23 protein-coding genes are annotated in these 21,976 nt (G+C 70.2%); 18 read left to right on the plus strand and 5 right to left on the minus strand.

Annotation, left to right across the window (positions count from 1 at the left end; genetic code table 11):
• Window positions 1-3 precede the first annotated feature (3 nt).
• Entirely contained in the window at window positions 4-876 is an 873-nt protein-coding gene (gene dapF / locus AB0O93_RS12515; RefSeq protein WP_363343791.1) for a diaminopimelate epimerase, read from the plus strand.
• Window positions 877-895: 19 nt separating this feature from the next.
• Here the strand turns inward: dapF and AB0O93_RS12520 are convergent, their stop codons facing one another.
• A complete protein-coding gene (locus tag AB0O93_RS12520) occupies window positions 896-1,537 on the minus strand; it encodes a methyltransferase (RefSeq protein ID WP_301132738.1) in 642 nt (213 codons plus the stop codon).
• Between the two features lie 85 nt (window positions 1,538-1,622).
• On the opposite strand from AB0O93_RS12520, the gene hflX reads away from it, so the two are divergent.
• A complete protein-coding gene (hflX, locus tag AB0O93_RS12525) occupies window positions 1,623-3,143 on the plus strand; it encodes a GTPase HflX (protein ID WP_363343793.1) in 1,521 nt (506 codons plus the stop codon).
• Here the strand turns inward: hflX and AB0O93_RS12530 are convergent.
• From AB0O93_RS12530 to lexA, 3 genes are all read right to left on the minus strand, one after another.
• The gene (locus AB0O93_RS12530) at window positions 3,140-5,095 is read right to left on the minus strand and encodes a prolyl oligopeptidase family serine peptidase (RefSeq protein ID WP_363343795.1); all 1,956 of its coding nucleotides are present in this window, start codon (window positions 5,093-5,095) and stop codon (window positions 3,140-3,142) included. The two genes, hflX and AB0O93_RS12530, sit on opposite strands and share 4 nt — an antisense overlap.
• Before the next feature lie 36 nt (window positions 5,096-5,131).
• Complete coding sequence (locus AB0O93_RS12535) at window positions 5,132-6,457, minus strand: hypothetical protein (RefSeq protein WP_363343797.1); 1,326 nt, start codon at window positions 6,455-6,457, stop codon at window positions 5,132-5,134.
• A 69-nt stretch (window positions 6,458-6,526) separates the two neighbouring features.
• Complete coding sequence (gene lexA / locus AB0O93_RS12540; protein ID WP_363343799.1) at window positions 6,527-7,207, minus strand: transcriptional repressor LexA; 681 nt, start codon at window positions 7,205-7,207, stop codon at window positions 6,527-6,529.
• Window positions 7,208-7,484: 277 nt separating this feature from the next.
• Here lexA and AB0O93_RS12545 point away from each other — a divergent pair, with 277 nt between their 5' ends.
• Genes AB0O93_RS12545 through AB0O93_RS12570 form a run of 6 tightly spaced genes read left to right on the plus strand, consistent with a single transcriptional unit; the run spans window position 7,485 to window position 11,795 of the window.
• Entirely contained in the window at window positions 7,485-7,853 is a 369-nt protein-coding gene (locus AB0O93_RS12545) for a LysM peptidoglycan-binding domain-containing protein (protein ID WP_363343801.1), read from the plus strand.
• Window positions 7,854-7,881: 28 nt separating this feature from the next.
• Window positions 7,882-8,976, plus strand: a complete 1,095-nt coding sequence (locus AB0O93_RS12550; RefSeq protein ID WP_363343803.1) for a histidinol-phosphate transaminase — start codon at window positions 7,882-7,884, stop codon at window positions 8,974-8,976.
• Window positions 8,973-9,578 (plus strand): imidazoleglycerol-phosphate dehydratase HisB, encoded by a 606-nt coding sequence (gene hisB / locus AB0O93_RS12555; protein WP_363343805.1) that lies wholly within the window; start codon window positions 8,973-8,975, stop codon window positions 9,576-9,578. The genes AB0O93_RS12550 and hisB overlap by 4 nt, the downstream gene beginning before the upstream one ends.
• Complete coding sequence (hisH, locus tag AB0O93_RS12560) at window positions 9,575-10,234, plus strand: imidazole glycerol phosphate synthase subunit HisH (protein WP_363343807.1); 660 nt, start codon at window positions 9,575-9,577, stop codon at window positions 10,232-10,234. The genes hisB and hisH overlap by 4 nt, the downstream gene beginning before the upstream one ends.
• A gap of 54 nt (window positions 10,235-10,288) precedes the next feature.
• Entirely contained in the window at window positions 10,289-11,035 is a 747-nt protein-coding gene (gene priA, locus AB0O93_RS12565; RefSeq protein WP_363343809.1) for a bifunctional 1-(5-phosphoribosyl)-5-((5-phosphoribosylamino)methylideneamino)imidazole-4-carboxamide isomerase/phosphoribosylanthranilate isomerase PriA, read from the plus strand.
• A complete protein-coding gene (locus AB0O93_RS12570; RefSeq protein WP_363343811.1) occupies window positions 11,019-11,795 on the plus strand; it encodes an SseB family protein in 777 nt (258 codons plus the stop codon). Before priA ends, AB0O93_RS12570 begins: the two co-directional genes overlap by 17 nt.
• 6 nt (window positions 11,796-11,801) lie before the next feature.
• Here the strand turns inward: AB0O93_RS12570 and AB0O93_RS12575 are convergent, their stop codons facing one another.
• Window positions 11,802-12,179, minus strand: a complete 378-nt coding sequence (locus tag AB0O93_RS12575; protein ID WP_231717967.1) for a DUF1844 domain-containing protein — start codon at window positions 12,177-12,179, stop codon at window positions 11,802-11,804.
• Between the two features lie 238 nt (window positions 12,180-12,417).
• Between AB0O93_RS12575 and infC the strand changes: the two genes are divergently transcribed.
• The 10 genes from infC (at window position 12,418) to pheT (ending at window position 21,766) form a co-directional block, all read left to right on the plus strand.
• Window positions 12,418-13,071: a translation initiation factor IF-3 gene (gene infC / locus AB0O93_RS12580; RefSeq protein WP_363343872.1), complete on the plus strand. Its 654-nt coding sequence runs from the start codon at window positions 12,418-12,420 to the stop codon at window positions 13,069-13,071.
• 70 nt (window positions 13,072-13,141) lie between these two features.
• Complete coding sequence (gene rpmI, locus AB0O93_RS12585; protein ID WP_363343813.1) at window positions 13,142-13,336, plus strand: 50S ribosomal protein L35; 195 nt, start codon at window positions 13,142-13,144, stop codon at window positions 13,334-13,336.
• 29 nt (window positions 13,337-13,365) lie between these two features.
• Window positions 13,366-13,749 (plus strand): 50S ribosomal protein L20, encoded by a 384-nt coding sequence (gene rplT / locus AB0O93_RS12590; protein WP_053547531.1) that lies wholly within the window; start codon window positions 13,366-13,368, stop codon window positions 13,747-13,749.
• A 104-nt stretch (window positions 13,750-13,853) separates the two neighbouring features.
• On the plus strand, window positions 13,854-14,654 hold the full coding sequence (locus AB0O93_RS12595) for an RNA methyltransferase (protein ID WP_363343816.1): 801 nt from the start codon (window positions 13,854-13,856) through the stop codon (window positions 14,652-14,654).
• Between the two features lie 156 nt (window positions 14,655-14,810).
• Complete coding sequence (locus tag AB0O93_RS12600; RefSeq protein ID WP_363343874.1) at window positions 14,811-15,539, plus strand: amino acid ABC transporter ATP-binding protein; 729 nt, start codon at window positions 14,811-14,813, stop codon at window positions 15,537-15,539.
• 80 nt (window positions 15,540-15,619) lie between these two features.
• Window positions 15,620-16,492 carry a glutamate ABC transporter substrate-binding protein gene (locus tag AB0O93_RS12605; protein WP_363343818.1) on the plus strand — a complete coding sequence of 291 codons (873 nt, stop codon included), beginning with the start codon at window positions 15,620-15,622 and terminating at the stop codon, window positions 16,490-16,492.
• Between the two features lie 78 nt (window positions 16,493-16,570).
• Entirely contained in the window at window positions 16,571-17,218 is a 648-nt protein-coding gene (locus AB0O93_RS12610; RefSeq protein WP_363343820.1) for an amino acid ABC transporter permease, read from the plus strand.
• Window positions 17,215-18,153, plus strand: a complete 939-nt coding sequence (locus AB0O93_RS12615; RefSeq protein WP_363343822.1) for an ABC transporter permease subunit — start codon at window positions 17,215-17,217, stop codon at window positions 18,151-18,153. Before AB0O93_RS12610 ends, AB0O93_RS12615 begins: the two co-directional genes overlap by 4 nt.
• A 41-nt stretch (window positions 18,154-18,194) precedes the next feature.
• On the plus strand, window positions 18,195-19,259 hold the full coding sequence (pheS, locus tag AB0O93_RS12620; RefSeq protein WP_363343824.1) for a phenylalanine--tRNA ligase subunit alpha: 1,065 nt from the start codon (window positions 18,195-18,197) through the stop codon (window positions 19,257-19,259).
• Window positions 19,259-21,766 carry a phenylalanine--tRNA ligase subunit beta gene (gene pheT / locus AB0O93_RS12625; RefSeq protein ID WP_363343826.1) on the plus strand — a complete coding sequence of 836 codons (2,508 nt, stop codon included), beginning with the start codon at window positions 19,259-19,261 and terminating at the stop codon, window positions 21,764-21,766. The genes pheS and pheT overlap by 1 nt, the downstream gene beginning before the upstream one ends.
• The last annotated feature ends 210 nt before the right edge of the window (window positions 21,767-21,976 follow it).

Raw genomic sequence — 21,976 nt, forward strand, 5'->3', positions numbered from 1 at the left:
CGCATGCCGCAGACCGTCCCGTTCACCAAAGGCCACGGCACGGGGAACGACTTCGTGATCGTCCCCGATCCGGACGGCGCGCTCCATCTCTCCGACGATCAGGTGGCCGTGCTGTGCGACCGACGGTTCGGCATCGGCGGCGACGGCATCCTCCGCGTCGTCCGTGCGCGCGGTCTCGCCGAGGGCGAAGAAGCGGCCGCGGCAGGTGTCGAGTGGTTCATGGACTACCGGAACGCCGACGGCTCCGCGGCGGAGATGTGCGGCAACGGCATCCGCGTCTTCGCCCGCTATCTGGCGGACGTCGGATGGGCGGACCCGGATGCCGGTCCGGTGCGGATCGGCACGCGCGCCGGGATCAAGGCCGTCACGCGTCACGAGCGCGGGTTCGAGGTCGACCTCGGTCCGTGGCGTGTGGAATCCGGAGACGTCCTCGTGCGCGTCCGCGGGGGCGGGGCACCCCGACCGGGTCTCGGGATCGACGTGGGCAACCCCCACGTGGTGGTGGCCCTCCCGGACGAGAGGGAGCTCGAGGAGCTCGACCTCACGGCGGTGCCGCAGCTGCACCCGACGCCCCGCCACGGAGCCAATGTCGAGTTCGTCGTCCCCGGTGATCCGCTGGTCCGCGATGGGGTCGGGATGATCCGGATGCGGGTGTTCGAGCGGGGAGTGGGAGAGACGCTCAGCTGCGGAACCGGCGTGGCCGCCTCGGCGCTCGCCGTGCGGCACTGGGCGGGCCCGGCGGCCCCGGACCGGTGGAACGTCGAGGTTCCGGGCGGTTCCCTGGGTGTCCGGACCGTCGACGTGGACGGCACGCTTCACGTGCTCCTGTCGGGGCCGGCCTCCCTGGTCTTCTCGGGGGAGATCTCGCTGGCCTGACTCATCTCTCCGGTCCGGCTCAAGGGAGCGCGATGGGCTCCGTCGGCGGTGATCCGTGACGGCGCACGCGCAGCACGCGGAAACCCCGGCTCGTCGCGGCGCGGTGCACGCTGTAGCCGCGTTCGAAGGTCGCGGCCAACCAGCGCTGCAGGGAGTCGGACCCGAGGTTCCGCTGCACCACCAGCCACGCGTCGGACCGCTCGTCCAAGCGCGGGATCCACTTCTCCAGCAGACCGTGCAGCTCGTTCTTCCCGACGCGGATCGGCGGATTGGAGCGGATCGATCGGAACACGATGTCGTCGGGAACATCCTCGGGCCGCACGGCGTTGACGTGGGGGAGTCCGAGGCTCTCCGCGTTACGACGAACCAGATCCAGGGCACGCTCGTTCACGTCGACGGCCCAGATCGTCGCGTGCGGCGACGCCATCGCGAGGGACAGCGATATCGGTCCCCACCCGGAGCCGATGTCGAGCAGGTGTCCCCCCGCGGGGGGAGGGGGCGTGTTCGCCAAGAGCACCGCGGTGCCCGAGTCGACGTGATCGGGGCTGAACACGCCGCCGGCGGTCATGACCTCGACCTCCCGTCCCTGGAGGACCACGCGGATTCGCCGCAGGTTCTCCGGACTGGCGGGGGAAGCACTGAAGTAATGGTCGCTTCCCATGGCTCACGAGCGTAGCGGAGGACGCGGCCTGCGCGGGAGGCTAGAATTCACGGATGCCCGGGCCCCGGCATCCCGGAAGGAACTGATGACGCACCACACCACACCGCCCACCGCCGACGAGCAGCCGGTGGATCCGGTGGATCGCGTGCTGTCGCACGCCGACTCCCGATCCGGTGCGCGCGTGTTCGGGAACGCCCAGGCGCTCCAGGACGCGTCCACCGCGTACGGAGCGGACAGCGACGGCGATCAGTGGGATCGCGAGGAGCGCGCCGCCCTTCGGCGCGTCCCAGGTCTTTCGACCGAGCTGGACGACGTCACCGAGGTCGAGTACCGCCAGCTGCGTCTGGAGAACGTCGTCCTCGTGGGTGTCCACCCGCAGGGAGCGACCGAGGACGCCGAGAACTCCCTCCGCGAGCTTGCTGCGCTCGCCGAGACCGCGGGTGCCGTCGTCCTGGACGGGGTTCTGCAGCGGCGACCGAATCCTGATCCCGCCACGTACGTGGGTCGAGGCAAGGCCGAGGAGCTCCGCGACATCGTCGCCGCCGTCGGCGCCGACACCGTGATCGCCGACACCGAACTCGCCCCGAGCCAGCGGCGCGCCCTCGAGGACGTCGTGAAGGTGAAGGTCATCGACCGCACCACGGTGATCCTCGACATCTTCAGCCAGCACGCCAAGAGCCGCGAGGGCAAAGCGCAGGTCGAGCTCGCCCAGCTGGAATACCTCCTCCCGCGTCTGCGCGGGTGGGGTGACTCGATGTCACGCCAGGCGGGTGGGCAGGTCGGCGCCGGTGGTGCCGGCATGGGCTCCCGCGGTCCGGGTGAGACGAAGATCGAGCTCGACCGCCGTCGCATCCGCACCCGTATGGCGCAGCTGCGTCGCCAGATCCGCGACTTCGCGCCGGCGCGGGACGCCAAACGCGCTGAGCGCAGGCGCAATACGATTCCGTCGGTCGCGATCGCCGGGTACACCAACGCGGGCAAGTCCAGCCTTCTGAACCGGCTCACGAGCGCCGGAGTGCTGGTGGAGAACGCGCTGTTCGCGACCCTCGACGCCACCGTGCGCCGTGCCGAGGCCGAGGACGGACGGGTGTACACGCTCACGGACACGGTCGGGTTCGTCCGGAACCTGCCCCACCAGCTCGTCGAAGCCTTCCGCTCCACGCTCGAAGAGGTGGGACAGGCCGACGTCATCGTCCACGTGGTCGACGGCGCCCATCCGGACCCGGCGGCGCAGCTGGCGACCGTCCGCGACGTGATCGGCGATGTCGGCGCGCGGGACCTTCCCGAGATCGTGGTGTTCAACAAAGCCGACCTCCTGGACGACGACGCGCGTCTCCTGCTGCGCGGTCTGCAGCCGGACGCCGTCTTCGCCTCCTCCCGCACCGGCGAGGGGGTCGCAGAGCTTCGGGCGACGATCGAGGCGGCGCTTCCGCTTCCGGCTGTCGAGGTGCACGCGCTCGTGCCCTACGACCGCGGAGAGCTGGTCTCGGCGATCCACGAGCACGGCATGATCCTCGCCGAAGAGCACGAGGAGCAGGGCACCGCGGTGCACGCGCGGGTCGGCGAGCACCTGGCGGCGCGTCTGGCGCCGTTCCTCCGGAACTAGTCCAGCGTCAGCGGCGGGATTCCCGGAGGAGCGAACCCGAGGATCCGTCCGAGGAAGGCGAGCTCCGCCTCGAGGGCGCGCTCGATGGTCTCCGCCCGGCGGAATCCGTGCCCCTCGCCGTCGAAGAGCAGATAGGCGTGGGGCACGCGCGCCGCGGCGAGGGCGTCGCGGACGGCTTCGGACTGCGAGGGTGGGACGACGGCATCCTCCGATCCCTGCTCGAGCAGGAGCGGCGTGCGGAAATCCTGCGGTCGCGTGAGCGGGGACAGCTCGATGTAGCGTGCCTCGGCCTCGGGGAGCGGTCCGACGAGTCCGTCGAGATACCGGGACTCGAAGTCCTCGGTCTCCGCGGCGAGCAGGCGCAGGTCGGCGACGCCGTACCGGCTGATCCCCGCGGCGAAGACATCCGTGCCGGTGACAGCGCGGAGTACGGTCCAGCCGCCGGCCGACCCGCCGGCGATGGCCACGCGCTTCGGGTCGAGGCGACCCTCGTCGGCGAGAGCTCTGACCACCGCGACGATGTCGTCGACGTCGACGATGCCCCACGCGCCGCGCAGCCGCTCGCGGTAGGGGCGGCCGTAGCCCGTGGAGCCGCCGTAGTTGACATCGAGCACACCGACGCCGCGGCTGGTGAGATAGGCGATCTTGCCGGATGCCGCGCCGCCCACGTGCGCGGTCGGACCACCGTGGACGAACACGACGTACGGCGGCGCCGTACTCCCGTCCGCGCCGTTTCGTGCCGACGCCGGGACGTCGGGATTCGTCGGAGGGAAGTCGAAGGCATGGACGGGGCCGTGCGGGCCGTCGACCGTGACCTCGCGGGCGGTGGGGGTGAACGCCACAGGCCAGGGTGGAACGTCGCCGGCGATCCGGACCACGTCTTCGGGGACGTCGACGTCCACGAGCCGGAGCGCCGGCATGCCGTGGCCCGTCGTGCCGCTGACGAGCACCCGCGTTCCCGCAGCATCCTCGATCGCCGCGGTCGCCGTGACATCCAGGGGAAGACGCCGTGTGCCCCCGCCGGGCGCGAGGAGAACGACCTCGTCGCTCCCGCGGGTGCGCACCGCGACGATCCGGCCGTCGTCGAGTGGGCGGAACCAGCGGGTGCCGAGGACCCAGAGCGGACCCCCGGTGTCGGCGTCGACCGGGGCGACGGAGGTGCGGTTTCCGGTGCGGAGATCGTGGCGCCAGAGGTTCCACCGCCCGTCGGGATCGTCGGAGTAGAGGAGTGTGTCGTCGTCGAGCCACACCGGTTGCACCGGTGATGACCCGCCGGCGGTGATCGCGCGCGGCTCGTTCCGGAGTGTGCCGATCTCCGCGACCCGCACCTCCGCCCGGTCCCAGGGCATGTCGGGGTGATTCCACGCGATCCAGGCGATCCGCTTGCTGTCGGGGGAGAGGGTCGGGTGGGCGACGAAATCGCTGCCGGCGGCCAGGACGGTCGGCGGGGTTCCGGCATCGCCGTCCCAGGGGATCTCCACGATGTCGCGGCGGACGGGCGTGCCCAGGGTCTCGCGGACGGCGAGGATCCGCCCGCGCTGGATGCTCAGGCCTCCGAAGCGGACGTCCGGGTCCTCCGCGGTGAGCGCGGTCGGTGTCGAGTCGGGAGCGAGGACGTAGACCCGCTGGTCGGTCTTCTCCACGAACACCAGGACGTCGTCGTGCGCCGCCCATGCGCCTCCGCCGTACTCGTGGACGCGTGAACGGGCGTTCCAGGGCGGGGGCAGGAGCGTCCGGACATCGCCGTCCGCGTTGCGCGCCCGGACGGCGATGCGGCCGCCCTCGTCGGGAAGCGATTCACCCCACCAGATCTCTTCGCGCGCCGGCCCGGCGAAGTATGCGCCCTCGAGGCGGGGAGAGGAGCGGGCGACCGTTCGCGCGTCCAGGGGTGACGGCCATGCGCCCCAGGCGGGGGCGGACGCGGGAGCGGGGTTTTCCGAGGGGGTGGTCACCCCCTCCACGCTAGAGCGAAACCGTCGGAAGCGCCGCTACCGTGCCGTTTCGACCTCGACCTGTCGGATCTGCAGCACCTCGAGGATCAGCGCGACGCCGAGGGTCGTCAGGATCACGGCGACGACGTCGCCGATGCCGAGGGGGCGCAGCGCGAACAGCCACAGCACGGCACCGGCGGCCAGGAGGACGCGGACGAGGACGCGACGTGTCCCGAGCCAGCGGCCGAAGCCACCGGTGTCCACCCCCCACGCGGCGACGCGGGCGCGCGCGGAGGCGCCGGCGCGTCCGCCGGCGGAGCGCAGCGCGCGGGCGGGGCGGGAGCGCCCGAGCATCCATCCGGCGACGGCGACGAGGACGCCGAGGAGCGCGAGGACGGCGGCGGAGTGGGCCATCGCCCCGACCATCTGGGCGTAGATGACTTCCAGCGCCGAGGGCGAGAGGCCCGCGTCCTGCGCGACCGCCCCGACCCCGGCGCCGCCGAGGGCGAACCCGGCCGCGAGCGAACCGGCGCCGAGTGCCAACGCCACCCCCGTTCCGAGGACGGCGACGCTGCGGCGGCGGGCGAGGAGGATGCCGAGGCCGAAGAGCGCGAGCGTCACGACGGGAAGCCACCACCCGCCCACGGCGGCCGCGGCGTAGCCGGTGCGCAGGAGCGTCAGGTTCTGACCGTCCCCGAGGATGATCACCCGGTCGACGGTCGGGATCAGGCTCGCGACGCCGATCCCGCGATCCTGCAGGTTCGCCTTGACCCGTTCGACGACGGCGCCCAGCTGGATGCCGACCCCGTCGTCGGTCCGGACGACCAGGCCACCCCCGTCGGAGGTGGCCGCCGCGGTCAGCGCGCGATGGGCCGCTCGCGTCGTCGTCGCCCAGACATCGGTGAAGGCGTCGGAGGCCACCACGCGGGTGACCGTGGTCTGGACGAGGCTTTCGAGGCCTGCCGCGGCCGGCTGCTGGAGCAGCTCCAGGGCGGATGCCGCGCGCGGGGGGAGGCCGAGATCGCTGACGGCCGAGAACACCTCGGCCGTGAGGGCGTCGAAGTCGACCTGGTCGGTGATCGCCTCCATCGTCTCGTCGACGATGAGCGCCTGCACGGCGGGGTCGGTCGACAGCGGCGCGAGCGTCGACACGAACGCGTCCTCGTCCACGAGCTGGACGCGGGTCCAGGCGGACACGATCGACACGGGCACGAGGACGGCGGCGATGATGATGCACAGCGCGGAAGCGAGGCTGCGGAGCCCGCCGCGGCCGGTTCGCGGTGCGGGCTCGCCGTCACGGCGGACGGCCAGTCGGGCGTTCTCCGCTTCCAGCTCGCGGATGCGCGCCTCGAGCGCGGCCTGATCGGAGGACTCCATGGTCATGGGGCCATCATGGTGCACCCGCCGCGGTCGGCGTCGGAGGATCACCCCCGGCGGGTGAGCGCCCGGGAGTCAGACGCTGCGCAGCACGGCGACGACTTTGCCGAGGACGACGGCGTCGTCGCCGAGGATGGGTTCGAAGGCCGAGTTCCGCGGAAGCAGCCACGTGTGACCGTCCCTCTGGCGGAAGGTCTTCACGGTCGCTTCGCCGTCGAGCATCGCGGCGACGATGTCGCCGTTGTCGGCGCTCGGCTGAGAACGCACGACGACCCAGTCGCCGTCGCAGATGGCGGCGTCGATCATCGACTCTCCGGTGACCTTGAGCATGAACAGGTCGCCCTTGCCGACGAGCTGTCGGGGCAGGGGGAAGATCTCGTCGATCTGCTGGTCGGCGGTGACGGGGACACCGGCGGCGATGCGGCCCACCAGCGGCACCAGGGCGGCGTCGCCGACCGTGGGGGAGGCGTCCACGGGGCTTTCGGTGGCCGTGCCGGGCAGATCGATGAGCACCTCCATGGCGCGGGTCTTGCCGGCGTCCCGCCGGAGGTATCCGCTGAGCTCGAGCTGGTTGAGCTGGTGCGTGACGCTGGACAGCGACTTCAGCCCCACCGCATCACCGATCTCCCGCATGCTCGGCGGGTATCCGTGGCGGGCGATCGACCGCTGGATGACTTCGAGGATCGCCAGCTGCTTCTCGCTCAGGCTCTTGCGGCGCCGGGTGTGCGGCTTCTGAGATCCGGTGACGTCGCTCATCTCGGCTCCTGTCTCGCCCTGTGTCGCAGAGCGGTCTTCGAATGTCGGAGGTCCGTGGTGTGGTTCCGCTGTCGAAACCGTATCCGCACCTTCGGACCTTCGCCGGGATCGGAGGGGCGTGTCGCTTTCGACAGTGTCGGTCCCAGCCCGGCATTTGACATCCATCATAGTCGAAGATAGCTTCGGAAGAGAAGTTCGCGTGCGGCCCCTCTGGCCGGGGGTCGCATGCGAACTCCCGAACAGAGAGCGGCTCCGACCGATCTCAGAGGAGAAGAGCATGACCACCATCGACACCACCTGGTCCCCCCGTCCGATCGCCCCGCGGACGCGGCTCCGATTGACCACGCGGGGGCGCCGTGCGCTGGCGTTCGCGGTGGCGCTCCCGGTGTCCGCTGCGATGGCGATCGCGGTGATCAGCGGCGGCAGTGCCCTGGCGGGACGCGAGGCCGGCGCGCCGGAGGGCACGTTCTCAGCGGTCGTCGTCGCGCCGGGGGATTCGCTCTGGTCCATCGCCGAGCGCGTCGCGCCGGGCGCGGATCCGCGCGACGTCGTCGATGCCATCGTACGTCTCAACGCCCTCGACGGCGCCGGTCTGCAGGCGGGTCAGAGTCTCGCGATCCCCGCGGACTACGCGACCGGTCGGTGATCGGCCCGGGCGGGCGCGGCGCTCTACGATGGGAGGGGTGACCACCCGCTTGGAAGACCTCCCCCTGCGCGATGACCTCCGCGGGATGACACCGTACGGCGCCCCTCAGGCAGCCCTCCCCGTCGCGCTCAACGTCAACGAGAACACCCACCCGGTGCCGGAAGAGGTCGCCGACGACATCCTGGACGCGGTGGCGCTGGCGCTGCGCGAGGTCAATCGGTACCCGGACCGCGAGTTCACCGGTCTGCGCGAGGGGTTCGCGCAGTACCTCGGCCACGGCCTCGAAGCGGCGAATATCTGGGCCGCGAACGGCTCGAACGAGGTCCTCCAGCACATGCTGCAGGCGTTCGGCGGCCCGGGACGCCGCGCGTTCGGGTTCGCCCCCACCTACTCGATGTATCCGCTCCTCACGCGCGCGACGGGCGCGGAGTGGGTCGCCGGCACACGTGGCGAGGACTTCACCGTCGATCCGGAGGATGCGGCCCGGCAGGTCGCCGACGCCGGGGCGGACGTCGTGTTCCTCTGCGCGCCGAACAACCCCACCGGCACGCCGATGGGGCTGGACGCCATCCGCGCGGTGTACGACGCCACGGACGGCGTCGTCATCGTCGACGAGGCCTATCAGGAGTTCGCCCCGCGGGAAGAGCCGTCCGCACTCACGCTGCTCCCGGGCCGCGAGCGGCTCGTGGTGTCGCGCACGATGAGCAAAGCCTTCGCCTTCGCGGGCGCGCGGGTCGGATACCTCGCGGCGGATCCCGCCGTCGTCGACGCGCTTCGCCTGGTGCGCCTTCCGTACCACCTGAGTGCGCTCACGCAGGCGGCCGCGACCGCCGCGCTGCAGCACGCCCCGACCATGCTCCGGATGGTCGACGACATCGTCGCTCAGCGCGACCGCATCTCCGCGACGCTGCAGGCGCTGGGCTACCGCCCCTACGAGTCCTGGACCAACTTCGTGCTCTTCGGCGGTGTCGACGATCCCCGCGCCGTCTGGGACGGGCTCTACGAGCGCGGCGTCCTCATCCGGGACGTCGGAATCCCCGACCACCTTCGTGTGACGGCGGGGACCGAGGAGGAGACGACGGCGTTCCTCGACGCGTTGGCCTCGGTAGGATCGGGCGCATGAGCGCCGCCCGTACCGCCTCCCTCTCGCGTGCGACCAGTGAGTCTCGTGTCGAACTGGAGCTCGACCTCGACGGCACCGGCCGCAGCCGCATCCAGACGACCGTGCCGTTCTTCGACCACATGCTCACCGCGTTCGCCAAGCACTCCCTGACCGACCTCACCGTCCGCGCCGAGGGCGACACCGACATCGACGCGCACCACACGGTCGAGGACGTGTCGATCGTGCTCGGGCAGGCGATCCGCGAGGCGCTCGGCGACAAGTCCGGGATCGCCCGGTACGGCGATGCCCTCGTGCCGCTCGACGAGGCGCTCGCGCAGGCGGTCGTCGACATCAGCGGCCGACCGTACCTGGTCCACTCGGGCGAGCCCGTCGGATTCGAGCACCACCTCATCGGCGGGCACTTCACCGGCTCCCTCGTCCGGCACAGCTTCGAGGCGATCAGCGTCCACGCCGCCCTGACCGTCCACCTGCGCGTCCTCGGTGGCCGGGACCCCCATCACATCGCCGAAGCGGAGTACAAGGCCTTCGCGCGGGCGTTCCGCCAGGCGAAGGCCCTGGATCCCCTCATCGAGGGCATCCCGAGCACGAAGGGCGCTCTGTGACAGAGGCGCCCGCCCGCCCGACCGTCGCCGTCCTGGATTACGGGTCGGGTAACGTCCACTCGGCCGTCAAGGCACTGATCGCGGCAGGCGCGGATGCGCGGCTCACCTCCGATGCCGGGTTCGTCCGGGACGCGGACGGGCTCGTGGTGCCGGGGGTCGGGGCCTTCCATGCGGTGATGGCGGCGCTGCGCGCCCAGCGCGGAGACCAGCTCATCGAGCGCCGTCTCGCCGGGGGGCGCCCGGTGCTCGGCATCTGCGTCGGCATGCAGGTCATGTTCGATCTCGGCGTGGAGCGCGGGAACGACACGGAGGGTCTCGGCGAGTGGCCCGGGACCGTCACGCAGCTCGACGCGCCCGTCCTGCCCCACATGGGGTGGAACACCGTGACACCGGGCGAGGGAACGGTGTTGTTCCGCGGCCTCGAAGAGGAACGCTTCTACTTCGTGCACTCGTTCGCCGCCCAGAGCTGGCCCATGGTCCGCCAGGACCCCTTCCGCGAGCCCGTCCTCACGTGGAGCACGTACGGTTCCTCGTTCCTCGCCGCGGTCGAGAACGGGCCGCTGTCGGCCACGCAGTTCCACCCGGAGAAGTCGGGCGAGGCGGGCATCCGGCTGCTGTCCAATTGGATCGGCGGCCTCGCCGGGGCTACTCTCTGAGATCGTGCCCCGCTGCGGGTCCGTTCCCGCCCCACCCGTAACGCACGAGGAACCATGAACGATTTCGCGTCCACGCCCACGCTGACTCTTCTGCCCGCCGTCGACGTCGCCGACGGCAAGGCCGTCCGGTTGACTCAGGGGGAGGCCGGCACCGAGACCAGCTACGGCGACCCCATCGACGCCGCACATGAGTGGGCCCGCCAGGGCGCGCAGTGGATCCACCTCGTCGACCTCGACGCGGCGTTCGGCCGCGGCAACAACGCCTCCATCCTCCGCAAGGTGATCAAGTCCGTGCGCGGTGTCCAGGTCGAGCTGTCCGGCGGCATCCGTGACGATCGCACGCTGGAGGCGGCGCTGGAGAGCGGAGCCGCCCGCATCAACCTCGGCACGGCCGCGCTCGAGAACCCGGAGTGGGCCGCCGCTGTCATCGGACGCTACGGAGACGTCATCGCCGTCGGCCTCGACGTGCGCGGAACGACCCTCGCCGCACGCGGGTGGACCCGTGAAGGCGGAGACCTGTGGACCGTGCTGGACCGGCTCGAAGACGCCGGATGCAGTCGTTACGTCGTCACAGATGTGACCAAGGACGGCACCCTCCAGGGGCCGAACCTCGAGCTCCTGCGGGAACTCACCGCGCGCACCCCGAAGCCGGTCGTCGCCTCCGGCGGCGTGTCGAACCTCGATGACATCGCCGCTCTCCGCGAGCTCGTCCCGCTGGGCGTCGAGGGTGCCATCGTCGGCAAGGCGCTGTACGCCGGGGCGTTCACCCTGGCAGAGGCCCTGGATGTCGCCGGGCGCTGACGGAGCACATCCCGCCGATTCGGCGGGAGTCCCCTGGGCGGGCCGGGAGTTCCGTGCGAATCCGCACGCGGCTGACGACGGGTCAGCTGATCCTGCGCTCCTCGAAGCCCTGCGCCGCTTCCATGCGGGAGAGGGCTCGCCCGTCGAGGTGATCGAGGCCTATCGCGCTGCGCGCCTGCTCATCCCGCTCGTGGCGGAGAAGGGTGACGAGGGGATCGGTCCGCACGGACTGGCCGTCGACAAGACCCAGGAGCTTTCGATCGTGACGGTCGCGGCCCCCGATGGTCGACGCGTCCTCCCGGTCTTCTCGAGCGTCGCGGCGATGCAGAAGTGGGATGCCTCCGCACGGCCGGTACCGGCGGATGGAGTGCGGACTGCCCTGGCCGCCGTGCAGGACGGAACCGATCTGATCGTGCTGGATCCCACCTCGCCCACGGAGTTCGTCGTGCGGCGCCCGGCGGTCTGGGCCATCGCCCGCGGCGAGGAGTGGGAACCGAGCTACGCATCCCCGGAGGTCTTCTCCGGTCTTCAGGAGAGTGTCGGCGGAGAGCTGGCGGTCCTCGACCTCTCCGTCGCCCCGGGTGACCCGGCCGGAACCCTCCGCGGGCCGGAGCTCGTCGTGAGACTGGAGCTCATCGCCGGGCTGGACAGCGCCGAGCTCGACACGGTCCTGAAGAGACTCGCCGCGCGCTGGGCGGCCGACGACCGGATCGCGACCCTCGTGGATTCGCTCTCCGTCGCGCTCGTCCGTGGCGCCTGAGACCGGTCAGGTGACGGGGCCGGTCCACTTCTCGCCCGGGCCCTTGCCGATCGGGTCCGGAATCGCGGAGGCTTCGCGGAAGGCCAGCTGAAGCGAACGCAGGCCGTCGCGCAGCGAGCGGGCGTGCATGTCGCTGATCTCGGGAGCGCCCGCGGTGATCAAGCCCGCCAGGGCGTTGATGAGCTTGCGCGCTTCGTCGAGGTCGATCTGCTGCGCGGGATCGTCGGCGAGGCCGACCTTCACCGCGGCGGCGCTCATCAGGTGCACGGATGTCGTCGTGATCACCTCGACGGCGGGGACGTCGGCGATGTCGCGCGTGGCGGAGGCGGCGTGACGCTCCTGCTCCTCCCACTGCGCGTGTCGGTCATCGGCGGGGCTCGGAATCGTGGTCACGTCATTCTCTCTGCTAGACTTCAGCGGGCTCCGGGGCATCCTGCTCCGGAACGAAAGAGGATTAGATCCCACCCGCGCTTGCCGCTTCAGGCTACCGGGTCATGCACTCCGCCTCGGACGTCTCGTCAGAGGTCGTCCCCATCTGGGTTCGGGTGTGAGAAAGCCGGCGCCGGTGCGCCGTGCGGGTGGAAGCGAACTCCTTTTTCCGCCGCGATGACACTCGCGGTGGCTGTCACCCGTCACGTCAGAGGAGTTCCGCATCAGCGATCCCCGCACCAATGAGCGCATTCGCGTGCCCGAGGTCCGACTCGTCGGTCCCGGCGGCGAACAGGTCGGCGTCGTCCGCATCGAAGTCGCCATGCGACTGGCTCAGGAGGCCGATCTCGACCTGGTCGAGGTGGCGCCCAACTCCAAGCCGCCCGTCGTCAAGATCATGGACTACGGGAAGTTCAAGTACGAGGCCGCTCAGAAGGCCAAGGAAGCGCGTCGCAACCAGGCGAACACGGTCCTCAAAGAGGTCCGTTTCCGTCTGAAGATCGAGGCGCACGACTACATCACCAAGCTCAAGCGCGCCGAGGGCTTCCTCCAGGCCGGCGACAAGGTCAAGGCGATGATCCTCTTCCGCGGTCGCGAGCAGTCGCGTCCGGAGCAGGGTGTGCGTCTGCTGCGCAAGTTCGCCGAGGACGTCGCGGAGTTCGGCACCGTCGAGTCGAACCCGACCATCGACGGCCGCAACATGGTGATGGTCGTCGCGCCCCACAAGAACAAGTCCGAGGTCAAGACGGAGCAGAACGCCCAGCGTGCGGCGAACAAGGAAGCGGCGCGCTCCGCGCGGCATGCGGACGACGATGCCGGCGACGCCGCCGCGGGCGACGACGAATAGGCCCCCAGACTCCCGCACCGCGGGACCCAGATTCCCGCCCGCGCGGGATGCGATAACGAAGGAAGAACAGATGCCGAAGCAGAAGACCCACTCGGGTGCCAAGAAGCGCTTCAAGCTGACCGGGAGCGGAAAGCTGATGAAGCAGCAGGCCGGTATGCGCCACAACCTCGAGGGTAAGTCGTCGCGCCGGACGCGCCGCCTGAACCAGGAGCAGGTTCTGGCCCCGGGCGATGCCAAGGCCGCCAAGAAGCTCCTCGGCCACTGAGCGCTTTCGCACGATAGGAAACAGAAGAAATGGCAAGAGTAAAGCGGGCGGTCAACGCCCACAAGAAGCGTCGCGTCATCCTCGAACGCGCCTCCGGCTACCGCGGGCAGCGCTCGCGTCTGTACCGCAAGGCGAAGGAGCAGGTCACGCACTCGCTGGTCTACGCGTACCGCGACCGTCGTAAGCGCAAGGGTGACTTCCGTCGCCTGTGGATCCAGCGCATCAACGCCGCGAGCCGCCAGAACGGTCTGACCTACAACCGCTTCATGCAGGGCCTCGGCCTCGCGGGCGTGCAGGTCGACCGTCGCATGCTCGCCGAGCTCGCGGTGAACGAGCCGGCGACCTTCGCCTCGCTCGTCGCGACGGCCAAGGCGGCTCTTCCGGAGAACGTCAACGCCCCTAAGGGTGCGTGAGCGGCATCCGCTGACAGAACGGGCGCTTCCCCTCGGGGAGGCGCCCGTTCTCCTGTTCCGGGTGGTGTCGGATGCCGGCGGCCACGGTCCCTAGGATGAGAGACGTGCTGGAGAATCCGCGATCGCCGCGCGTACGCGCCGTCGCGAAGCTGACCAAACGGCCCGCCCGCGCGGAAACCGGGCTGTTCCTCCTCGAAGGGCCGCAGGCCGCGCGCGAAGCGCTGATGCACCGCCCCGACATCGTGGTCGAGGTCTTCGCGACGCCGTCGGCGCTGGAGCGGCACGCCGACATCCGCGCCGCCGCCGACGCGGCGGGCGTCGAGGTGGTGCTCGCGACCGAGAGCGTCGTCGACGCGATGGCCGACACCGTCACCCCGCAGGGGATCGTCGCCGTCGCACGGCAGGCCCCGACATCCGTGCGGGACATCTTCGCCGTAACGCCCCGACTCGTCGCCATCTGCGAGGAGGTCCGCGACCCCGGCAATCTCGGGACCATCATCCGCGCCGCCGACGCCGCCGGCGCGGACGCCGTCGTCCTCACCGGGCGAACCGTCGACCCGTACAACCCCAAGGTGGTGCGCTCCACCACCGGATCACTGTTCCACCTCCCCGTCGCCGTCGGCGTGGACCTCGCTGATGCGGTCCGGCGTGCGCGCGCGGCCGGCGTGCGCGTCATCGCCGCGGACGTCGGGGGAGGGGACTTCCTGGGCGCACGCGATCTCCTCGCCGAACCGACTGCGTGGCTCTTCGGCAACGAGGCGCGAGGCCTCGAGGATGACGCCCGTGCGTTGGCCGATCTGTCGTTGCGGTTGCCCATCTACGGCTCGGCGGAGTCGTTGAATCTCGCCACCGCCGCGAGCGTCTGCCTCTACGAGAGCGCGTTCGCGCAGCGATCCGGTGGGTGAGGCCACCTGATTTCGATCCGGTCACAGTCCGGTAAAGCCCATGCGCCACTGTCGCGGGCCGGTGAGGCCCACGCATAGAGTGAGCGCATGTCGAGCCCGGACAACCCTTCACCTGCGCCGCCGACGTCCAACATCACCGTGCGTCGCGGGGAGCCCCTGGTGGTTGTGGAGCACGTCGACAAGCACTTCGGTGCTCTGCACGTCCTCCGTGACATCAACACCGTGGTCAATCGCGGTGAGGTGGTCGTCGTCATCGGCCCGTCGGGGTCCGGCAAATCCACCCTCTGCCGCGCGATCAACCGTCTCGAGACCATCGATTCCGGCTCGATCTCGATCGACGGCGTCCCTCTTCCCGAGGAGGGCTCCGGGTTGGCGAAGCTGCGCGCCGACGTCGGCATGGTCTTCCAGTCCTTCAATCTCTTCGCGCACAAGACGGTCCTCGAGAACGTCACCCTCGGCCCCATCAAGGTGCGGAAACTCTCGAAGAAGGACGCCGAGGCCGAGGCGATGCAGTTGCTGGATCGCGTCGGCGTGGCCAACCAGGCGAAGAAGATGCCCGCGCAGCTGTCGGGCGGTCAGCAGCAGCGCGTCGCGATCGCGCGGTCGCTCGCGATGAACCCCAAGGTCATCCTCATGGATGAACCGACCAGCGCGCTGGACCCGGAGATGATCAACGAGGTGCTCGACGTGATGGTCGGTCTCGCGTCCGACGGTATGACGATGATCGTCGTGACGCACGAAATGGGCTTCGCGCGCAAGGCCGCCGATCGGGTGCTCTTCATGGCCGACGGCGCCATCGTCGAAGAAGCCACCCCTGAAGAGTTCTTCACCAATCCGCAGAGCGCGAGGGCGCAGGACTTCCTGTCCAAGATCCTCGAGCACTGATCGAAACCCGGTCACCACGAGTGGCCCGGATCCCGAGGAGACGTCGCCACGCGCGACCGCACACAGCAAAGGACGAAGACATGAAGCGAACAAGACTCCCCCTGATGGCCCTGACCGCCGCGAGCGCGCTCGCGCTCACCGCATGCGCCGGCGGCACCGACGACGCCGGTGGCGACGCCAGCGCCCCGCCGGCCTCGGAGGTCGCGTTCGACGAGGGCACGACGATGGCCGAACTCGCCGACGCCGGCACGATCACGATCGGCACGAAGTTCGACCAGCCCCTGTTCGGCCTCATGGGTCCGTCGGGGACGCCCGAAGGCTTCGATGTCGAGATCGGCAAGATCATCGCGGCGCAGCTCGGCATCTCGGAGGACAACATCGAGTGGGTCGAGACCGTCTCGGCCAACCGCGAGCCTTTCATCGAGAACGGCCAGGTCGACATCGTCATCGCCACCTACACGATCAACGACACCCGCAAGGAGGTCGTCTCCTTCGCCGGGCCGTATTACATGGCCGGACAGTCGATCCTCGTCCTTGCCGACAACGAGGACATCCAGAGCGAGGAGGATCTCGTCGGCCAGCCGGTGTGCTCGGTGACCGGTTCGACGCCCGCGGAGAACCTCGCGGAGCTGGGCGCGGAGCCCGTCCTGACCGACACGTACTCGAACTGCCTCGAGCCGCTGCGGACCGGCGCGGTGGTGGCGGTCTCGACGGACAACGTGATCCTCGCCGGTCTCGCCGCGCAGAACGAGGGCGAGTTCAAGGTCGTGGGTGAGCCGTTCACCGACGAGCCATACGGCATCGGTCTCGCGCTCGATGACACCGATTTCCGCATGTGGATCAACGACGTCCTGGAAGCGTCCTATGAGGACGGCACCTACGAGGCGGCGTGGAACAGCACGGCGGGCACGATCCTGCCGTTCGTCGACCCGCCGACGCCGGACCGCTACTGATATTGGGATGCCTCGAGCCGGTGCCCCGCGCCGGCTCGAGGCATCCGCTGCTTCCGTCGGGATGAGAAAGGAGGGGATATGGAGCAGTACCTCAGTCTGTGGCCCACATTCTGGGAGGGCTTCCGCGTCACGCTGCTGCTGCTGGCCGTGTCGGGAGTGCTGTCTCTCATTCTCGGCACGATCATCGCGGCGATGCGCATCTCACCCATCGGATCGCTGCGGATGTTCGCGGCGTTCTGGACCGAGATCGCACGCAACACCCCCCTCACGCTCGTCTTCTTCTTCTTCGCGGTCGTCGTGCCCTTCCTGGGTGCACGGGTGCCCTACATCCCGCTCGCCATGGCTGCGCTGGCCTATTACACGTCGCCGTTCGTCGCGGAGGCCTTGCGTTCCGGCATCAACGGGGTCCCGGTCGGACAAGCGGAGGCGGCGCGCAGCATCGGCCTCGGATTCGGCCAGACGGTGTCGCTCGTCGTGCTGCCGCAGGCGTTCCGCATGACCATTCCGCCCTTGATCAATGTGTTCATCGCGCTGACGAAGAACACCTCGGTCGCGGGCGGGTTCTTCGTGGTCGAGCTGTTCGCCGCCACCCGAGCGCTCGCGAACGCGAACGGAAACATGGTGATCCCGATCCTCCTGACGGCCGCCGCCCTCTATCTGGTCATCACCATCCCCCTGGGGCTTCTGGCGGGACAGATCGAACGTCGGGTGGTGGTTCAGCGATGAGCGCTCCGAGCGTCCTCTTCGATGCCCCCGGCCCGCGGGCTCGGCGACTCTCGCGCATCGCATCGATCGTCGGCGGCGTCGTCATCCTGGGTGTGCTCGCGTGGCTCATCTGGGTCCTGGCCACCCCTCGTGTGTCCGGTGGTGTCCCGGTGCCGGCGATCCTCGATCCGGTGCGATGGGACATCTTCGCCGACCCCGAGGTCTGGGGCGCGATCGGTCGCGGTGTCGTGGCGACGCTGCAGGCTGCGGCCGTGGCAGCCGTCGGCGCCATCGTGCTCGGCATCGCGCTCTCTCTCATGCGCAGCTCGACGATCGCGTGGGTGCGCATCCCGACCGCGTGGCTCATCGAGTTCCTCCGCGGTATGCCCGTGCTGCTGATGATGCTGTTCATCCTCCTCGTCGCCTCGACGGGTGCGTTCTGGGCCGTCGTGATCGCCCTCATCCTGTACAACGGCACCCTCATCGGCGAGGCCTTGCGCGCAGGGTTGGCGGCGCTTCCGCGCGGACAGCGCGAGGCGGCGCTGAGCGTCGGGATGCGCGAGTTCCAGTCGAAGATGCTCGTGGAGTTCCCGCAGGCGTTCCGGCAGATGCTCCCGATCATCGTCGCCCAGCTCGTCGTCCTGCTGAAGGACACCTCGCTCGGATTCATCGTCGGGTACAACGAGATCATCCGCACGATGATGAACAACCTTGCAAGCTTCTACGGCAACCGCTACCTGTTCTCGCTGTTCTTCGTGTGCCTCGCGATCTACCTCGTGATCAATCTCTCTCTGTCGTGGTTCGCCCGGTGGCTCTCTCGGCGCACCGCCAGCGGGGCGCGAAAGGCAATGCGGCAGGAGCCGTCACCGGGGCTCGCCGACCCGACATCCGCGATCCGTCTGGCGGACGCGCAGATGCCGGAGCGTCGCGACGGCGGCGGCGCCGCCACGAGCTGAGTGGCCGCCATCGTCCGGTCGCGTCGGTAGACTCGCTTCTCGTGTCTGAAGCGCGCGAGAATCCGCCGTCCGCCCCTTCCGTCATCACACCCGAGGCGGTGGATGCCGCGGTCGAGGCCGCGCTCGCGGCTGTCGCCGATGCCGGTGACACCGCCGCCCTGAAGGCCGCCCGATCGGCCCACGCGGCGGAAGGATCCATGCTGGCGGCGTTGAACGCCCAGCTGCGGAACGTGCCCACCGACCAGAAGGCCGCGCTCGGCAAGCTCGTCGGCCAGGCCCGCGGTCGCGTGTCGTCCGCGTTCGCGGCGCGCGAGAAGGAGCTCGCGGAGGCCGAGACCGCGGCGGCGCTCGAGGCCGAGCGCGTGGACATCACCGCGCTCGCCGGCCGCGCCCGCGTCGGGGCACGGCATCCGCTGACCCTCCTCCAGGAGCAGATCGGCGACATCTTCGTCGGCATGGGGTGGGAGGTCGCCGAGGGACCCGAGCTCGAACACGAGTGGTACAACTTCGACGCGCTGAACCTCGACCCGGATCACCCGGCGCGGCAGATGCAGGACACCTTCTACGTCGACCCGGTCGAACGGCACCTGGTGCTTCGCACCCAGACGTCTCCCGTCCAGATGCGGACGATGCTCACCCGTGAGCTGCCGGTCTACGTGATCTCGCCCGGCCGTGTGTACCGCACCGACGAGTTCGACGCGACCCACCTGCCGGTCTTCAGCCAGTTCGAAGGCCTCGTGATCGACAAGGGCATCACGATGGCCCATCTCAAGGGCACCCTCGACCACGTCGCCCGCGCCCTGTTCGGCGCCGAGGCGAAGACCCGATTCCGGGCCAACTACTTCCCGTTCACGGAGCCGTCCGCCGAGCTCGACCTGTGGCACCCCACCTTCACCGGCGGTGCGCGGTGGATCGAGTGGGGCGGCTGCGGCATGGTGAACCCGAACGTCCTCCGCGCGGCAGGCATCGACCCGGAGGAGTACTCCGGGTTCGCGTTCGGAATGGGGATCGAGCGGACCCTGATGTTCCGCAGCGACGTCAAAGACATGCGCGACATGGCCGAGGGCGATGTCCGCTTCAGCGAGCAGTTCGGAATGGTGGTCTGATGCGCGTCCCGCTCTCCTGGCTTCGCGAGTTCGTCGATGTCCCGGCGTCGGCGACCGGCGAAGAGGTCCTCGCCGATCTCGTCCGGGTCGGTTTCGAAGAGGAGGAGGTCCTCGGCTTCGAGCTCACCGGGCCGATCGTCGTGGGCGAGGTCCGCGAGTTCGTCGAAGAGCCTCAGTCCAACGGCAAGACGATCCGCTGGTGTCAGGTCGACGTCGGTGAGGCCCTCGGCGGCGTCCGCGGCATCGTGTGCGGCGCTCGCAACTTCTTCGCCGGTGACAAGGTCGTCGTCACCCTGCCCGGAGCGGTCCTTCCGGGGCCGTTCCCGATCGCCGCGCGCAAGACCTACGGACATGTGTCCGACGGCATGATCGCCTCCGCCAGGGAGCTGGGTCTCGGTGACGAGCACTCCGGCATCCTCCGCCTGGTCGATCTCGGAATCGACGCCCCCGTCGGCACCGACGCCATCGCGCTGCTCGGCCTCGACGACGTCGCGGTGGACGTGAACGTCACGCCCGACCGCGGGTACGCGCTGTCGATCCGCGGGATCGCACGGGAGTACTCCCACGCCACGGGCGCGGAGTTCCGCGACCCCGGCGCGAAGGTGTGGGGCGAAGTGAACCTGCACGACGAGACCGCCTTCGCCGTGGCGGTGGAGGACGACGCGCCCATCCGCGGCCGAGCGGGTGCATCCGAGTTCGTCGCGCGCATCGTGCGGGACGTCGACCCGACCAAGCCGACCCCGCCCTGGATGATCGCGCGGCTGACGCTCGCCGGCATCCGTTCGCTCGGCATCCTGATCGACATCACCAACTACGTCATGATCGAGCTCGGGCAGCCGATCCACGGCTACGACCTCGACCGCCTGCAGGGCGGAATCACCGTGCGCCGCGCCGCCGCGGGCGAGACGCTGCAGACCCTCGACGGCAAGACCCGGACGCTGCATCCCGAGGATCTGCTGATCACGGATGCGTCGGGTCCGATCGGCCTGGCGGGGGTGATGGGCGGCGGAACGACCGAGATGACGGACGCGACGCGGAACGTGCTCATCGAGGCGGCGACATTCGACACCGTCACGATCGCGCGCACGGCTCGACGACACAAGCTCCCCAGCGAGGCATCGCGTCGGTTCGAGCGCGGAGTGGACCCCGCGATCGCGTTCGTCGCGGCCGCCCGGGTCGCCGAGCTCATGGAGCGGTACGCCGGCGGGACGGACACCCGTGTCGGTGGTGCGATCAACGCCACGCGCGTCGACATGATGATCGAACTGCCGCGGGACTTCGTCTCCGGCCTCATCGGCGTGGACTACACCGCCGACGAGATCGTCTCCTCGCTGGAGATGATCGGAGCGACGGTGCGCGAGACGCCCGCCGGCTGGGTCGTGGCGGCGCCGTCCTGGCGGCCGGACCTCACCGACAAGTGGACGCTGGCCGAGGAGGTCGCCCGGATCACCGGGTACGACCGCATCCCCTCGGTTCTGCCGATCCCGCCGGCCGGACGCGGGTTCACCGTGGCTCAGCAGGGGCGTCGGCGCGTCGCCAACGCGCTCGCCGCCGCCGGGTACGTCGAGACGCCGTCGTTCCCGTTCGTCGCCGAGGACGACAACCGACTCCACGGCTCCGCCGGGGGAGGAGAGGTCGCCTCGGTGCGACTCGCGAACCCGTTGGACGGCCAGCACCCGTTCCTCCGCCGCTCGCTCGTTCCCGGTCTGCTCCAGGTCGCGCACCGCAACGTCTCGCGCGGCCTGCTGGACCTGGCGCTGTTCGAGTCCGGAGTGGTCTTCCGCCCTGCCATCGGGCAGACCTACGGCACCCCCTTCGTTCCGCCGCTGGCGGTGCGACCGGATGCCGCGACGCTCGCCGAGCTCGATGCGGCCATCCCGCCGCAGCCCCGGCATATCGCGGTCCTCGTCACCGGCCACCGCGTCGCCAAGCAGCCGGGCACACCGGCCGAGCCGTTCGAACTCCTCGACGTCCTCGACGCCGTCCGCACGATCGCCGGCGCCGCCGGTGTGCGCATCGACGTCTCCCAGACGCAGCGCGCGGCCCTGCATCCCGGGCGCGCCGGTGCGCTGTCGGTGGACGGCGTCGAGGTCGGCTACGTGGGGGAGGTCCTCCCGGCCGTCTCGGCGGCGGCGGACCTGCCGGGACGCGTGTACGTCGCCGAACTCGACCTCGATCGCGTGCTGGATGCCGCGCGGACGGTGACGGCCGAGACGCTGTCGGGCTACCCGGCCGCGACCCAGGACCTCTCGCTCGTGGTCGCCGACGATGTCGCGGCGGCGACGCTCCGCGATGCGCTCGTCGAAGGCGCCGGCCCGCTGTTGGAAGCCGTGCGGCTCGTCGACGACTATCGCGGCGCAGGCGTGCCCGAGGGCAGCAAGAGCCTCACCTTCGCGCTCCGGTTCCGGGCGCCCGACCGCACGCTCACCGCGGCCGAGGCGACGGAGGCCAAGCTCGCCGGCGTCGCTCGCGCGCAAGAGCGGTGCGGCGCCGCGATCCGAGACTGACCGTGCCCTTCCCCACGGGGAGGACGCGCCGGGTCCGCCGCGCCGATTTGGTGTGGCGGACCCGGCCTCGATATCGTCTCGGCATGCCCACCGCCGCATCGGGAACCCGCACCGCGCTTTCGCGCGTCGTTCCCGCGCGCCGACGCCGCGACGGACGCCGACTCTAGGCGACGCCGCGTTCCACCCGTCGCCGGGTGGCGACGGGGTCGT

Origin of the sequence: Microbacterium sp. NPDC077184, from assembly GCF_040687055.1 — a bacterium.
Classification (GTDB): domain Bacteria; phylum Actinomycetota; class Actinomycetes; order Actinomycetales; family Microbacteriaceae; genus Microbacterium.

Bases quoted from the DNA above. Each gene is read 5' to 3' on its own strand.
- AB0O93_RS12550 (WP_363343803.1), top strand. From the start codon at position 7,882: ATGGGAGGGGTGACCACCCGCTTGGAAGACCTCCCCCTGCGCGATGAC.
- dapF (WP_363343791.1), top strand. From the start codon at position 4: ATGCCGCAGACCGTCCCGTTCACCAAAGGCCACGGCACGGGGAACGAC.
- rpmI (WP_363343813.1), top strand. From the start codon at position 13,142: ATGCCGAAGCAGAAGACCCACTCGGGTGCCAAGAAGCGCTTCAAGCTG.
- lexA (WP_363343799.1), bottom strand. From the start codon at position 7,207: ATGAGCGACGTCACCGGATCTCAGAAGCCGCACACCCGGCGCCGCAAG.
- AB0O93_RS12610 (WP_363343820.1), top strand. From the start codon at position 16,571: ATGGAGCAGTACCTCAGTCTGTGGCCCACATTCTGGGAGGGCTTCCGC.
- AB0O93_RS12570 (WP_363343811.1), top strand. From the start codon at position 11,019: ATGTCGCCGGGCGCTGACGGAGCACATCCCGCCGATTCGGCGGGAGTC.
- hisB (WP_363343805.1), top strand. From the start codon at position 8,973: ATGAGCGCCGCCCGTACCGCCTCCCTCTCGCGTGCGACCAGTGAGTCT.
- AB0O93_RS12615 (WP_363343822.1), top strand. From the start codon at position 17,215: ATGAGCGCTCCGAGCGTCCTCTTCGATGCCCCCGGCCCGCGGGCTCGG.
- AB0O93_RS12545 (WP_363343801.1), top strand. From the start codon at position 7,485: ATGACCACCATCGACACCACCTGGTCCCCCCGTCCGATCGCCCCGCGG.
- pheT (WP_363343826.1), top strand. From the start codon at position 19,259: ATGCGCGTCCCGCTCTCCTGGCTTCGCGAGTTCGTCGATGTCCCGGCG.
- AB0O93_RS12535 (WP_363343797.1), bottom strand. From the start codon at position 6,457: ATGACCATGGAGTCCTCCGATCAGGCCGCGCTCGAGGCGCGCATCCGC.
- priA (WP_363343809.1), top strand. From the start codon at position 10,289: ATGAACGATTTCGCGTCCACGCCCACGCTGACTCTTCTGCCCGCCGTC.
- AB0O93_RS12605 (WP_363343818.1), top strand. From the start codon at position 15,620: ATGAAGCGAACAAGACTCCCCCTGATGGCCCTGACCGCCGCGAGCGCG.
- hflX (WP_363343793.1), top strand. From the start codon at position 1,623: ATGACGCACCACACCACACCGCCCACCGCCGACGAGCAGCCGGTGGAT.
- AB0O93_RS12520 (WP_301132738.1), bottom strand. From the start codon at position 1,537: ATGGGAAGCGACCATTACTTCAGTGCTTCCCCCGCCAGTCCGGAGAAC.
- rplT (WP_053547531.1), top strand. From the start codon at position 13,366: ATGGCAAGAGTAAAGCGGGCGGTCAACGCCCACAAGAAGCGTCGCGTC.